The sequence below is a fragment of the Streptomyces albus subsp. chlorinus genome, assembly GCF_013302895.1.
GTDB lineage: Bacteria > Actinomycetota > Actinomycetes > Streptomycetales > Streptomycetaceae > Streptomyces > Streptomyces chlorinus.
The window spans coordinates 7,191,782-7,205,491 of sequence record NZ_VJOK01000001.1 but is presented as its reverse complement, the minus strand read 5'-3'; the positions used below and the strand labels follow the sequence as shown (position 1 = coordinate 7,205,491).

The window sequence follows — 13,710 nt, the reverse complement described above, 5'->3', positions numbered from 1 at the left end:
CTGGCCGCCGCATCCCGCCGAACCGGTGGCGTCACCCGTCATACCGCTCGGCCGGGTGGTCCTTTGGCCCAGTCAGGGCCGGATGTCCAGCTCCTTCCACGCTGCCGCCAGCCGCCGGGCCGTCGCGGTCTGGTCCCACATGCCGGCCGGGTCGGCGGGCATCGCGGCGTCGTAGAGTTCCAGACGCGCGACCTCCGGTATGCGACGGAGCAGGTCGCGGGCGTCCCTGGCCGCTGTCACCTTCAGCCCCAGGACCTTGCGGGTGTCGGGCGGCAGGAAGTTGTGCGCGGACTCCACGATGTTCGGCAGACCCGCCAGCAGCAGTGTCGCCGCGGCCGGGTCGAGGCCGGTGCCCTCGGCGAGCAGGGCGGCCGCGGCGGGGTCGAAGGCGGCCGGTCCGCTGCGCTCCAGCTCGTCCACCAGCCGGAGGAGCCGCTCGGGCGTGGCCCAGCCCTCGGGAACCGCTCGGGTGTCGAGCACACCCGCGGGAGCGGGCAGCGTGCCCCGTTGCAGAAACGCCACCACGCGCCAGGTGTCGCCGGAACGGGAGCGGCCCCACTCACCGTGCGCCATGGTGATGTCCAACGGCATCAGCGCGCCCTTCTCACCGGACAACGCGGCGCGCCGCTCGCTGTCCAGCAGACCGCGGCTGAGCCCGGGTCCGGCCAGCGGAGAGAGAGCCCAGAAGCGCAGGAGACGGGTCAGCGCCCGGCGGTGCGCGGGACTCGTGACGGCGCTGACCGCGCGGAACGCAAGGCCCCCGATCCGTCCGGGAAGCTCCGTCCAGTCGTATGCGCTGGTGAGGTCGGCCCAGTTCTCCATCGCGGTCGCCGCGTCGGTCGCGCCGGCGAAGAACGCCGACGTGAGTTCGATCTGGGTCGCCGTACCGCCGTAGCCGCTGCTGTACTTGCTGACCAGGCCCTCCAGCGCCCCGCCGAGGTCCTCCTCCGAGACCTTGAGCCGTGCCTGGCGTGGGCGGGCCAGCCGGGCCAGGATCCGGTCCCGGTGGGAGACCATGTCGGCGGTTGCCCGGACACATCCGAGGACGCCTCGTACGAGCAGCCGGTGGCCGGCCTCGGGAAGCAGCTTCGCCACGGCTGCCCGCAGCTCCTCCTCCGACGTGGCCGCGGCCTTCAGCAGGCGCCGCACGGTGTCCTCGGTGATCCGCCGGAGGGCCCGCGATCCGGCGGGGTCGCGCGGGCTGAGGAAGTGCCAGAAGGCGGGCGGTGGTATCAGCCGTGTTCCGGCGGCCACCGGGTCGGGTTCGTTGTCCACCCAGCCGTTATTCTTCCGCTCGGCCTGCCAGTAGCACTCGCCCGTCTCGGCGTCACGGGCGAGCACGGGGTGGCGGTGGCCGATGCCATGGCTGAGCACCAGGCGTTTCTCCGTGCCCGGTACGTCGAGGAGCCCCCAGATGGCGGTGATCCCGGACCCGTCGAGCACACCGTGCGCACCGTCGACGCGGTGGTAGCGGACCCGTCCGGTCGCCGTGTCCTCGGCCACCCGGAGTCCCACACGCGTGCCGTCGCTGCCCAGCGGCGACCCCTGGACGCCGTAGGGCAGGGGTGCCAGGTACGAGGACTCGAAGTTCCAGCGCTCGCCCTCGGCGAGCAGGGACGGGTCGAAGAACTCCGGCGGATCTGCTGCGACCAGCTCGCCGGTCGCAAGGTCGACCCGGTGCACCCGCGATTCCAGGCCGTCCCTGCTGAGCCACCAGAAGTCCCGGCCGTCGTGGAGCATGTGGCCGTTCGGACCGACCCGCTCCTCCCGGGGGCCGAGCACCTTGTGGCCCATGAAGCGCCGGCCGTTCGGTGCCATGAAGGTGTAGCCGGGCTGTGTCGCTTCGTGGTGGAGCGAACGCCACATGCCGAGCCGCACGGTGAAGGTTTCGTCGGGTGCGTCGGACCAGTAGTGCCGCTGTTCGCCGTTGACGTAGTGGAGGACGAGGAACTGTCCGTCCGAGAAATAGACCTCGGGCTCGTGGTGGAACCGGGCGGCTTCCTTCGGCACCCGCAGCCGGTGTTCCGCGATACGGCCGCCGGGCCCGATCGCGATGGCTTTCTCCCGGTCGTGCACCACCATGGCGGGCCAGCTCGCGCGGCACCAGGAGTCCTTTCCCGTGAGTTCCGCGGCGGCCTCGTCCAGGGCGGGCCAGCCGTACTCGTCCAGGATGCCGGCGCGCAGGGTACGGGTCAGCGGCGTCACCAGGTCGAGGGCCGCCAGCCGGGAGGGGAGGCCGGGCATCCGGTCGAAGACCTGCGGGTGGAGGTTCTCCTCCAGCCAGCGGAGAGCGAACGCGGCGTCCGCCAGGCCGCCCGCCTCGAGGCGCCGGACCCTGCGTTCGACGATTCCCCGCAGGACCGGCAGAAGGGCTTCCTTCCGCCACAGCGTGCGGAACTCGTCCCCCTCCTGCGGGACGGACCGGATCAGCACCGGCCCGAACCTGTCGTCGTCCATCAGCGCCCGCAGATCGATGCGCGCGGGCGCCTGCCAGTTCCGCAACGCCGCCGCCGGGCCGGGCGCCTCCACCGGGACACCCGCCTCCAGGCAGCCGGCCAGTACGACGGCGTCGATGCGGTAGTAGTCGTCGGGCGCGCCGGGGTTGAACCGTACCGGCGTGCCCGCCTCCCGGATGGTGTCCGCCAGCAGGGGAACCAGGCGCAGCAGTCCTTCGGGGACCGCGGGGGATGTGGCCCGGGCGTACCGGCCGAGCATCGCGGACAGCCATTCCCCGGCGTCACCCGCGAGTTCGCCGAGCGCCCCGGTCTCTTGCAGCAGATCGCACCACCAGGTGTCCATGGCCGAGGCCGGCGCCTCTGCCAGCCGCCACAGCAGTCGCTTCCTCAGTCCGGCGGAGGCGGCGATCGCGGGCACCAGCAGCCTGCGCTGCCCCGTCCAGAAGCTGTCCGCCGTCCGCCACAGGGCCGGTGTGTCCACCAGGCTCTCCAGCAGTCGCCGGTGCTCGGTGGCGACATCCAGCCCCGCGGCCCCGGCCAGCTCGCCGGTCTGTTTGAGCATCTCGGGCCACGGCGCGAGCCCGCCCCGGGTACGAAGGACGGCCAGCTCCCGCAGTTCGCGGTACGCCTCCAGGGGGTCGGATTCCCTGGACAGTTCTCCGGCGTATGCCTTGATGTCCTTGGCCGAGAGGGCACCGGCCAGCGCGAACTCCAGGAACACGGCGCGGCGCCTGGCCGGATCGACGCCCATGGTGGCGTGCCGGTCGGCGGCCCGGGCCCGGCCGAACATCGTCGCGGCCTGTTTGTCCCGTCCGGCGGCGAGGAAAAGGCGGCCGGCCTCTTCCCAGAACATGGGTACGTGGTCGGCGGGCAGGGTCGCCGCGATCCGCTGGAACTCCTTCGCCGCGGGTCCCGGCGCGGAGGCGATCATCCGCCCGGCCCGTGCCATCTCGACGCCCGCGGTCAGCGCGGCCTCGGTGTGCGCGAGGTCATGGGCCAACGCCCACGCCGGGTACCGCGGTGGCGGTGGCGGCCCGGCAGCCACGGGCTCTCCCACGTCCGGCGCGGAGTATCCGGCGTCGGCCAGGAGCCGGTCCTCGAGGGGTGCGACCGTCCGTTGCGCGAGCCGCACCACGGGTCGTGTACCCAGCAGCGGATGGCTGTAGCGGCGGGCGGTGATCTCCTCACCGCCCGCTGTTCCGACCGGGGCCAGCCCTGCCGCCAGTGCCGACGGGAGGTCGGGGGCGGCGGTGTCCGCCCCGGTGCTCGCAGACGTCTCGCGTGTCATCGGTCCTCGGCCCCCCGTCGTGCAGGCGCGCCGTATACCAGTTCCGCCATCCTCCGGCCCTCGGACCAGGCCACCGGGCCCACCTCGCCCAGTGGCACCGGCCGTTCCGCCTCATCGACCCACATCAACCGGCCCGGCTCCGCGGGCGCCCCGGGCTCGCCGCTCCCCAGCCGGCAACGTGCCTCCAGCGTGACGCCGCGCTCGGTGATCCGCAGCACGGCGAAACCGCCTCGTACGCCGAAACCGTGCTCGGCGGCGCGTGACCGCGTCGACCAGTACTGCCCGGAATCCTCGTCCGCCTCAACGCCGATGCCGGTGGCCGCGGGGTCGTTCCCCTCGCGCTGCCGATGCACCGAGCGGCTCAACTGCTCGACGGCCTGGGTGCCTCCGTGCTCTTCCAGCAGCCGCTGCCACGCCGCGGGGTCGTCCAACAGGGCCGGGTGCACCAGCGTCACGGGCGATCCGACGGGTGGTTCGTACGGCGCGCCGTCGAGCTCCCGTATGCGCGCCCGGCCGTCCTCGGACACCTCCTGCAACAGCCCGGCCCGTCCACCGGCGCGCACCACAAGGTGCCGCAAGCCGGTCCGCCAGCTCGGATCGGGCCATATCCGTGCCAGGAGCCGGGCGGGGATGGGCACCCCGCCCAGCAACCAGGACTCCACCGCGGCGCGGCACTCCTTTTCGTGTCCGGCCAACTGCTCCTGAAGGGCGGCGAACCTTCTGCCGACCCGGCTTGTCCGTACAGCGCCGGGGACGGACTTCAGGACTCGTCCATCGGTCTTCCGGCATGTCAACGTCGTCCCGTCCAGAGCCAGTTCATGGCCAGGTATCGCGGGCACCCATGCGAGCGGTGTCATGCCGCAGACTATGCCAACGCCCACTGACAACGGACCGCGGCGCCCGGCGCCGAGCCGTGGCTCAGCGGCGGGCCAGGGTGCGGTCGAGGAGTGGGAGCAGGCGGTCCCAGTGGCGCCGCAGCCCCGCGGGGTCGAAGGCGGCGGTGTCGGACATCGTGAACCCGTGCACGGTGCCGGGGTAGATCTCGGTGGTGTAGGCGACACCGGCGGCGTCCAGGGCCTGGTTGAACTCGGCGAGGGTCTCGGGTGACATGTCGCCTTCGGCGAGGCCGATGTGGACCTCGGCGGTGAGCCGGGACACGAGGCGGTGCGGGCTGTCGGGCGCGTCGGTGACGAGGAAGCCGGGGTGGAATCCGGCGAGGGCCGCCACCTTGTCGGGGTGGGCCGTCGCGGTGCGCATCGCCAAGGAGGCGCCCCAGCAGTAGCCGATCACTCCGACAGGTCCTGCGCCGGCCTCGGGCTGTGCGGTGAGGAACGTGAGGTAGGCGTCGGCGTCGCGCAGGACGTGTTCGGTGGTGTGCTGCTCGATCAGGGGCATCATCCGGCCGATGAGCGAGGGCCGGACGTCTTCTCCGATGTACTCGGGAAGTTCGACCACCGGTGCCGGAGCGTGCCGGTAGTAGAGGTTGGGGACGAGTACGTAGTACCCGTGCTCGGCGAGTTCGACGGCCTTCTTCTCCAGCTCGGGCCGCACGCCGAAGGCGTCCGTGTACAGCAGCACCCCGGGGTGACGCTCTCCTGTGCCGGGGAAGGCGGCGAAGGCGTCGGCCTGACCGTCCGGGGTGGGGATCTGAAGCTTTCTGGTGGGCATGGCGGATCGTCCTTTCTCATCCGGAACCCAACCCTAGCCGTGGTCTGCCGCTCCGCCGCCGGGGCCCGGCGGCGGCGCGGCAGAGCCGATGCCGAGCGGCGCGCCGGGGGCATCGACATCCATGAGGGGAGGGGTTCTGTCACTCCGTGAGGACCGCCGGCCTCAGGACTTCCCCGCACCACTGGCGGAAGGTCGTCGGACTCGCCGTCCCAGGTGTGCGCTGCACGCCGTCGTCCAGTCCTTCGTCCTTGGCACGCATCATGTCGACGTAGCCCTGCACGAACGCGTCCCCGATGCCGCGTCCGGCGAGTGCGGCACGGAAGTCGTCGAGCGACTGCCGCTCGTAGCGGACCGGGCGGCCGAGCACGTCGGTCATGACGCACGCGAGGTCGTTCGGCGACAGGTCCTCGGGGCCGAGCACCGGGACCTCGCCCGTCCCCGTCCAGGAGCGGTCGAGCAGCAGCCCGGCGGCGGCCGCGGCGATGTCCCGGGTGGCGGCCATCGGTGCTGCGCGGTCGGCGGTGACGAGGTCGGTGAAGACTCCGTGGTCGCGGATCGACGGCACATCCCGCAGCAGGTTGTCGATGAAGGTCGGACTGGCGAGCGCCCGGTAGGCCACGCCCGTGCTCGCGATGAGGTCGTCCATGGCCAGCGACGCCGTCACCTGCCCGGCTCGCCCGGCGACGGGGGTGCCGCGGCCGAGTGCCGAGACGCCGACGACATGGCCGACTCCGTGGGACACGAACGCCTTCGCGGCCGGGCCGGTGAACCCGGAGTACGCGGCCTCCAGGCTCGGTGCCCGCGGGGCGGGCGGAACCAGCCAGAAGACGGCGTCCGCGCCGGCGAAGGCGCGGTCGACGACCTCGGCGTCGCCGTGTGAACCGGTGACGACGTCGACGCGGGCACGGACCGTGTCGGGGAGTTTCCGGGGGTCGCGCACGATGACGCGCAGCTCCTCGCCGCGCGCGGGGGCCTCGTCGAGCAGCAGGTCCAGGAGCCGGCTGCCGATCTGTCCGGTGGGAGCGGTGATGACGATCATGTTGGAAGTCTCGGCGCGGCAACTCGCGGCGTCCAATACCCTTTCCGGCGATTGATACCTTGCGGGCATGGATCTCGATCTGCGCAAGCTCCGCTATTTCGCCGCGGTGGCCGAGCACCGGCACTTCGGCCGGGCGGCGAAGCAGCTCTACATCGCCCAGCCGGTGCTCAGCCGGCAGATCAGGGCCTTCGAGCAGGAGTTGGCGTGCACGCTGCTCGTGCGCACCACCCGCAGTGTGGAGCTGACATCCGCCGGCCGGCAGCTCTACGAGGAGGCGCAACGGATTCTTCCGTCCGTCGGCGCGGCGGTGCGCCGCGTGCAGGACGCAGACCGGGGCGTCCGGCGACTCGTCGTCGCCTTCTCTCCCGGGCTGCACGTCTCGGAAGCGATCAAGGCGTTCACCTCACGGCACCCGGACGTCGAGACGGACGTCGTCCCCGCGCACTGGTGGGAGCCGGACGCGCCGCTGCGCGACGGCCGGGCACAAGTCGCTTACCTGCGGCAGCCGTTCGACGATTCGGGCCTGCGCACCGTCCCCATCGGCCACGAGCCCAAGGTCGCCTGCATGCCCGCCGGGCACCGGCTGGCGCACCGTCGGGAACTCACCACCGCGGATCTCGACGGGGAGCGGTTGCTCGACGCGCCGACGCGGCGGACCTCGTCACTGGAGGAGAAGTTCGAGCTGATCGCCTCCGGGCAGGGCATCGCCTTCGTCCCCTTGAGCGTCGCACGGGCCCACTCATGTCCCGGCCTCGTCCGTCTCCCCGTCGCGGACGGCCCGGTGGTCGAGACATGCCTGGCCGTCCCCGCGGACCGGCGCGGGAGGCTGCCGCGAGAGTTCCTCGACATCGCCACCAGGACACTGCGGGACGGCGCCGGGCTGCCGTCCCGCTGATTTTTGGTCCAGACCTCTTGACGAAAGGTCTGGACCGCAGAACGCTCTCCGCGACCCCACACTCAGGCGGAGGGACACCCCATGCGCACAACGTCCGCTCGAAGACGACGGCCCTGGTATCTGCTCGGCATCGGCGTGGCGCTGGCGTGCGTCGTCCAGCTCCTCACCGCGGCGGCCCCGCAGGCGGTGGGACGCTCGCACCCCGCCGCCCCCTCCTCCCGGGCCGCCGAGACCTGCCCGGTGAAGGGCAAGCCCACCGGCAAGGTCCTCCAGGGCTACTGGGAGAACTGGGACGGCGCGGCCAACGGCGTCCACCCGCCCTTCGGCTGGACCCCGATCACCGACTCCCGTATCCGCGCTCACGGCTACAACGTCCTCAACGCCGCCTTCCCCGTGATCCGTTCGGACGGCACGGTGCTGTGGGAGGACGGCATGGACTCCACGGTCAAGGTCGCCACCCCCGCCGAGATGTGCGCCGCGAAGGCCCAGGGGCAGACTCTTCTGATGTCCATCGGCGGGGCGACGGCGGGCATCGACCTCGGCTCGCGCACGGTCGCCGACCGATTCATCGCGACCATCGTGCCGATCCTGAAGAAGTACAACTTCGACGGCATCGACATCGACATCGAGACCGGCCTCACCGGCAGCGGCAACATCAACCAGCTGTCCACCTCGCAGGCCAACCTCGTGCACATCATCGACGGCGTCCTCGCCCAGATGCCGCCGGGATTCGGCCTGACGATGGCCCCCGAGACGGCGTACGTCACGGGCGGCAGCGTCGTCTACGGCTCGATCTGGGGCGCGTACCTGCCGATCATCAAGAAGTACGCGGACAACGGCCGCCTGTGGTGGCTGAACATGCAGTACTACAACGGCAGCATGTACGGGTGCGGCGGCGACTCGTACTCCGCCGGCACCGTCCAGGGCTTCACCGCCCAGACCGACTGCCTCGACAAGGGCCTGGTCGTCCAGGGCACCACCATCCGCGTCCCCTATGACAGACAGGTACCGGGTCTCCCCGCCCAGCCCGGCGCGGGCGGCGGCTACATGTCACCGTCCCTGGTCTCCCAGGCCTGGAACCACTACAACGGCCAGCTCAAGGGCCTGATGACCTGGTCCATGAACTGGGACGGCTCGCGTAACTGGACGTTCGGCGACAACGTCAGAGCACTTCAGGGGCGGTAGCCGCGACCCGCTCCCCGTGGCGCGGACCGTGCACGCACACCCGGCCATGGACCCCTTCTCGCACCGGTATAGTATGGCCGGTATAGTTATTGGTTGCATGAGAAGGGCGCCCCATGATCGAGCTTCTGAACCACCCCACCCTGCTGGCCCGGGCCAAGGGCACAGGCGCCCTGGTCGCCGACATCCTGCAGACGCTGAAGGGCCGCAGCACCGTCGGCACGAACCTTCTGGACATCGACCGGTGGGCCAAGGCCATGATCCTCGAAGCGGGAGCGCTGTCCTGCTACGTCGACTACGAGCCGTCCTTCGGGCGCGGCCCGTTCGGCCACTACATCTGCACGGCCGTCAACGACGCCGTGCTCCACGGACGGCCCCGCGACTACACGCTTGCCGACGGTGATCTGCTGACGCTCGACCTCGCCGTCTCCAAGGACGGAGTCGCCGCCGATGCGGCCATCAGCTTCCTCGTGGGCGACGCCAAGCCCCCGGAGAGCGTCGCGATGATCGATGCGACCGAGCGCGCGCTCGCCGCGGGGATCGCCGCCGCCGGACCGGGGGCCCGCATCGGCGACATCTCCCACGCCATCGGCACCGTCCTCAGCGAGGCGGGATACCGGATCAACACCGAGTTCGGGGGCCACGGCATCGGATCGACGATGCACCAGGACCCGCACGTGCCGAACACCGGACGGCCCGGCCGCGGATACAAGCTGCGCCCGGGGCTGCTGCTGGCACTGGAGCCGTGGGTCATGGCGGACACCGCTCGACTCGTCACCGACGCCGACGGGTGGACGCTCCGGAGCGCGACCGGCTGCCGGACAGCGCACAGTGAGCACACCATCGCCATCACCGACGACGGAGCCGAGATCCTCACCCTGCCGACGCACGGGCGGCCGTGAGGCCGGGTCCTCTTCCTCCTTGTCGCCGGCCTCCCGCGCCGCGCCCTTCACCGGCTCGCGGGCCCGAAGGCGCGGCGGACTTCCCGCGGCAACCTTGACACTCTCCTGAGCCGTGCCCATAGTGCTCCCCTCGCAGCGCAACAGCGTTGCGCTGAGCGCACCGATCGCCCCGCACGACGTCGCAGGGCGCAGCATGGCAGGAGAGGCGTATGGCGAAGACCGCGGACCGTTCGCCGCGGGCGGCGGCGGAGTCCACGGACAGCGGACGGTCACGTACCCCGCCGAGCGTGCTCCAGTCCGCCGACCGTGCGCTGGTGGCGTTGCTGTCCTTCACCGAACAGCGCCCCGAGTGGGGCGTCAGCGAGCTGGCCAGGCACCACGGCTGGGACAAGGCGGTCGTCCAGCGGCTGCTGACCACGCTCACCGGGCGGGGCTTCCTGACCTGCGACAGCACCACCCGGCGATACCGGCTCGGCCCGGCGGTCTCCCGCCTGGCGCGAGTGGGTGAGCACAGCGGCGTACTGCCCTCCCTGGTCCGGCCGGTGCTGGCCAGGCTGTTGCGGGAGACCGGCGAGAGCGTCGTTCTCAACGTGCCCAACGGCGGCGGCTACCGCTGCGCCGCCGCCGTGGACGGCACCGGTCCGATCCGCTACACCGCCCTCGTGGGTGCCCTGATGCCCGGCCATGCCGGCGCCTCAGGGCACGCGATCTTCGCCTACTACCCCGAGGCGGAGATCCGGCAGACCTTCGGGGCCACCGCCCTCCAGCGGTTCACCGGCACCACCCTCACGAGCGTCGAAGCCTTGCTGGACCGCTACGCACGGCTCCGCGAGAAGGGCTGGGGCATCAGCCACGGCGAGTACGACGAGGCCGTCACCGCGATCTCGGCCCCGGTGTTCCAAGCCGGGACCATCGCGGCTTCCCTCACCGTCATCGGCCCCAGTCACCGCGTCACGGGAGCGGCCGACCGCATCGTCGAGGCGGTACGGGCCGGGGCCGCCGACGCCACCGCCGCCTTCGGCGACTGACCGGCGCGCTCTCCTCTCCGCCCCTGTCTCCTCTCCGCCCCCTGTCTCCAGCTCCTGTCTGTTCCCAGCCCCTGGTTCCCCGTTCCGGTTTCCCGTTCCGGTTTCCCGCCCCGGCCTTCCCGTCTTTCGCCGCGCCCCGCCCGGCCCCCCACTTCCGCGCCTCCTCCCCCGGTCCCCCTGGTCCCCCCGGCCCCCACATCCCCAGCACCCTCCGCCCCTCACCAGGCCCCCTCCCCCACGGTCCGGCCGCGGTGCCGTGCGCGCGACGTGAGGCTGTCCCGGCTTGCCCTCTCCCGGCCTGTCCCGCGTCGCTTCCCCCCGTCCCCCCGGTTCCCCCGTTCCCTTTCCGCCCCGTGCCGTCCTCGTGAGGTTGCCATGCCTTCTTCCGCCACACCGGACACGGACGCGCCCGCCGCGTCCCCGGACAACGGGCCCGTCTCCCACCCCAGGGCCGGCGAGCCCTTCCTCCTCGTCCTGCTGGTCGTCCTGTCGGTGGTCGGCGCCGTCATCGGCATCGACCTGGTCGCCAAGCTCGGCATCTCCGCGAACACCGCGGTCGTCGGCGCCCTGATCGCGATGCTCATCGGACGTATCCCGCTGGGGATGCTGCGCCGTATGCGCTCGGTGCACCGGCAGAACCTGGCCCAGAGCGCGATCTCCGCGGCGACGTTCGCCGCCGCCAACGCGCTGCTGACCTCGGCGGCGATCCCGTACGTCTTCGGCCGCGAAGACCTGGTGTGGCCGATGCTGGCGGGCTCGTTCCTCGGGCTGCTCATCGACGCCTGGGTGCTCTACCGTTCCTTCGGCTCCCGGCTGCTGCCCGCCGAGGCCGCCTGGCCGCCGGGGGTCGCCGCCGCCGAGACCATCAAGGCGGGGGACAAGGGCGGCAAACGCGCCGCCGTGCTGGCCGGCGGCACCGTGGCCGGCCTGGTGGGTACGTTCTTCAGCCTCCCGCTGTCCGCGGCGGGCGTGGCCTTTCTCGGCAACATCTGGGCGCTGCTGATGTTCGGCGTCGGGCTGGGCCTGCGCGAGTTCGGCCCGGACCTCTTCGGCACCGACCTGGGCGCGGGCTACGTCCCGCACGGCGTGATGATCGGCGCCGGCATCGTCGCGCTCGGACAAGCGGTGACCGTGCTGGCCCGACGCCGCCCGCACGGTGGCGGCACCCGCGACGAGCGGACCGGCCGGGAGAACGGCCCCGCCGGGGAGGAAGACGGCGACGGCGCCACGCGGCCGGCCCAGGGTGCCCTGGTCGACGAGGCCGCGCTGCGGCGTACCCTGCTGCGCGGTTACGCGCTGTTCACGGCGGGAGCCGTCGTCCTCGCGCTGGTCGGCGGCCTGCTGGGCGGGATGAGCGTGCCCGCGCTGGTCGGCTGGGTGCTGTTCGCCGCGCTCGCCGCACTGGTCCACGAACTGATCGTCGGGCTGGCGGCGATGCAGTCCGGCTGGTTCCCCTCGTTCGCGGTGACCTTGATCTTCCTCATTCTCGGCCTGGTCATCGGCATCCCCTCCGTCCCCCTCGCCCTCCTCGTCGGCTACGTCTCGGCGACGGGGCCCGCCTTCGCCGACATGGGGTACGACCTGAAAGCCGGGTGGCTGCTGCGCCGCGACCACCGCCCCTGGGACGCTTTCGAGCGGGCGGGCAGGCGCGAGCAGTTCCGGGCCGCTCTCCTCGGCTTCGCCGTCGCGCTGGTCGTGGTGGCGGTGCTGTGGCAGTCCTACTTCCACCAGAAGCTGATCCCGCCCGTCGCGCAGGTCTACGCCGACACCGTCCGGCACGGGCTCGGTGACCCCGGGGCGCTGCGCACCATGCTCCTGTGGGCGCTGCCCGGCGCCCTGATCCAGCTCCTGGGCGGCACGCGCCGGCAGATGGGCGTCATGCTGGCGACCGGCCTGCTGATCCTGACGCCGCACGCCTGCCTGCTCGTACTGGCCGCGCTCGCGGTCCGCGTCGTCTACCGCAGGGTGCGCGGCGAGCGGGCCGACGCGGAACTCAACCTCGTCGGCGCCGGCCTCATCGCGGGCAGTTCCCTCGGTGACTCGGCACAGATCGTCAAGGCCGAGTGACGCGGCCCCGCTCGCCGTACCGCGCCCGGCCACCGCCCCGAGACCCCCTGCCACGTTTGCGGGTTCCTCCGCCCGACCGGCGGACCGCGCAGCACGCACCACAGCTCTAGGAGAAGTCCCATGGAAATGCACAGCCGTCTCGAACCCCGTCCCGAGTACCTCGGCTTCGAACTCGCCCTGGCCGCCCGCAAGCTGGTGGAGCAGGTGATGCTCGTCAAGCCCGGCGAACACGTCGTGCTCACCGGCGACACCAGCAGCGACCGCCGGGTCCTCGACGCCACCGCGCACGCCGTCGCCGCGGCCGGGGCGCACCCGGTCATCGTCTGGTACGAGACGCTGCCCGGCTCCTCCATGGAACCGCCCCGCCCGGTCGCCGGGGCCATCGCGGACGCGGACGTGTGGATCGAGTTCGCGGTCTCCTACCTGATGCACTCCGACGCCTTCCGCGCGGCCATGAGGAACGGCTGCCGCTACACCAACCTGACCGCCATGGACGTGCAGATGCTCGTCGCCACGGTCGGCCGCCCCGACTTCGACGGCGTCATACGGCTCGGCAAGGCGCTGGTGCGGCTCCTGGAGGACGCCGACGAGGTCCGCATCACCTCCGCCAACGGCACCGACATCACCGCCCGCAACGGTGACCGGCCCATCAACCTGCGCGGCAAGCCCGCCGAGAAGCCGGGCGAGACCGTGATGCTGTCCGGGCAGATCTCCTGGAACCCGCTGGAGGAGACACAGAACGGCACCCTCGTCTTCGACGGCGCGCTGTGGCCGCCGGACGAGCTGGGGCTGCTGCGCTCCCCGGTCCGCTGCACCGTGGAGAACGGCGTCGTCACGGCCGTCGAGGGCGGAGCGGACGCGGAGACCTTCCGCCGCTGGATGGAGTCGTGGGACGACCCGCACATGTTCCGCGTCGCGCACTGGTCGCTCGGCTTCAACCCGGGCGTGCCCGCGCCCACCGGCCGCATCGTCGAGGACGAGCGGGTCTTCGGCTGCGTCGAGCTGGGAATCGGCACCAAGGGGGCGTGGATCGGCGGCGAGCCGTGGGTCGCCGCCGCGCACACCGACGGCAGCGTGCTGGGCCCCACCATCCACCTGGACGGGCAGGCCATCGAGCAGGACGGCCGCTACGTCCACCCCGAACTGGTCCGCATCTGCGCGGAGTTGGGCGTCGCCGGGTACTGA

At 72.0% G+C, this 13,710-nt stretch carries 10 protein-coding genes; 6 read left to right on the top strand and 4 right to left on the bottom strand.

The features are described 5' to 3' along the window. Nucleotides 1-72 precede the first annotated feature (72 nt). The 4 genes from FM076_RS31255 to FM076_RS31240 form a co-directional block, all read right to left on the bottom strand. The gene (locus FM076_RS31255; RefSeq protein ID WP_173874185.1) at nucleotides 73-3,744 is read right to left on the bottom strand and encodes a hypothetical protein; all 3,672 of its coding nucleotides are present in this window, start codon (nucleotides 3,742-3,744) and stop codon (nucleotides 73-75) included. Next, on the bottom strand, nucleotides 3,741-4,538 hold the full coding sequence (locus FM076_RS34800) for a DUF4132 domain-containing protein (RefSeq protein WP_274598957.1): 798 nt from the start codon (nucleotides 4,536-4,538) through the stop codon (nucleotides 3,741-3,743). The genes FM076_RS31255 and FM076_RS34800 overlap by 4 nt, the downstream gene beginning before the upstream one ends. A 124-nt stretch (nucleotides 4,539-4,662) precedes the next feature. Next, on the bottom strand, nucleotides 4,663-5,412 hold the full coding sequence (locus FM076_RS31245) for a dienelactone hydrolase family protein (protein WP_173874183.1): 750 nt from the start codon (nucleotides 5,410-5,412) through the stop codon (nucleotides 4,663-4,665). Between the two features lie 139 nt (nucleotides 5,413-5,551). Beyond that, nucleotides 5,552-6,451, bottom strand: a complete 900-nt coding sequence (locus tag FM076_RS31240) for an NAD(P)H-binding protein (RefSeq protein WP_173874182.1) — start codon at nucleotides 6,449-6,451, stop codon at nucleotides 5,552-5,554. A 67-nt stretch (nucleotides 6,452-6,518) separates the two neighbouring features. Here FM076_RS31240 and FM076_RS31235 point away from each other — a divergent pair, with 67 nt between their 5' ends. The 6 genes from FM076_RS31235 (at nucleotide 6,519) to FM076_RS31210 (ending at nucleotide 13,710) form a co-directional block, all read left to right on the top strand. Further along, a complete protein-coding gene (locus FM076_RS31235; RefSeq protein WP_173874181.1) occupies nucleotides 6,519-7,346 on the top strand; it encodes a LysR family transcriptional regulator in 828 nt (275 codons plus the stop codon). Between the two features lie 81 nt (nucleotides 7,347-7,427). Further along, nucleotides 7,428-8,531, top strand: a complete 1,104-nt coding sequence (locus FM076_RS31230; RefSeq protein WP_173874180.1) for a chitinase — start codon at nucleotides 7,428-7,430, stop codon at nucleotides 8,529-8,531. A 113-nt stretch (nucleotides 8,532-8,644) separates the two neighbouring features. Further along, nucleotides 8,645-9,430, top strand: a complete 786-nt coding sequence (gene map / locus FM076_RS31225) for a type I methionyl aminopeptidase (protein WP_173874179.1) — start codon at nucleotides 8,645-8,647, stop codon at nucleotides 9,428-9,430. Between the two features lie 209 nt (nucleotides 9,431-9,639). Further along, a complete protein-coding gene (locus FM076_RS31220) occupies nucleotides 9,640-10,458 on the top strand; it encodes an IclR family transcriptional regulator (RefSeq protein ID WP_173874178.1) in 819 nt (272 codons plus the stop codon). A gap of 375 nt (nucleotides 10,459-10,833) precedes the next feature. Then, complete coding sequence (locus FM076_RS31215; RefSeq protein WP_173874177.1) at nucleotides 10,834-12,525, top strand: OPT/YSL family transporter; 1,692 nt, start codon at nucleotides 10,834-10,836, stop codon at nucleotides 12,523-12,525. 120 nt (nucleotides 12,526-12,645) lie between these two features. Beyond that, nucleotides 12,646-13,710, top strand: a complete 1,065-nt coding sequence (locus FM076_RS31210; RefSeq protein WP_173874176.1) for a hypothetical protein — start codon at nucleotides 12,646-12,648, stop codon at nucleotides 13,708-13,710.

What these genes read in the sequence shown, in the direction of transcription:
- FM076_RS31255 (WP_173874185.1), bottom strand. Translation starts at nt 3,744, where the DNA reads ATGACACGCGAGACGTCTGCGAGCACCGGGGCGGACACCGCCGCCCCC.
- FM076_RS31245 (WP_173874183.1), bottom strand. Translation starts at nt 5,412, where the DNA reads ATGCCCACCAGAAAGCTTCAGATCCCCACCCCGGACGGTCAGGCCGAC.
- FM076_RS31240 (WP_173874182.1), bottom strand. Translation starts at nt 6,451, where the DNA reads ATGATCGTCATCACCGCTCCCACCGGACAGATCGGCAGCCGGCTCCTG.
- FM076_RS31235 (WP_173874181.1), top strand. Translation starts at nt 6,519, where the DNA reads ATGGATCTCGATCTGCGCAAGCTCCGCTATTTCGCCGCGGTGGCCGAG.
- FM076_RS31230 (WP_173874180.1), top strand. Translation starts at nt 7,428, where the DNA reads ATGCGCACAACGTCCGCTCGAAGACGACGGCCCTGGTATCTGCTCGGC.
- map (WP_173874179.1), top strand. Translation starts at nt 8,645, where the DNA reads ATGATCGAGCTTCTGAACCACCCCACCCTGCTGGCCCGGGCCAAGGGC.
- FM076_RS31220 (WP_173874178.1), top strand. Translation starts at nt 9,640, where the DNA reads ATGGCGAAGACCGCGGACCGTTCGCCGCGGGCGGCGGCGGAGTCCACG.
- FM076_RS31215 (WP_173874177.1), top strand. Translation starts at nt 10,834, where the DNA reads ATGCCTTCTTCCGCCACACCGGACACGGACGCGCCCGCCGCGTCCCCG.
- FM076_RS31210 (WP_173874176.1), top strand. Translation starts at nt 12,646, where the DNA reads ATGGAAATGCACAGCCGTCTCGAACCCCGTCCCGAGTACCTCGGCTTC.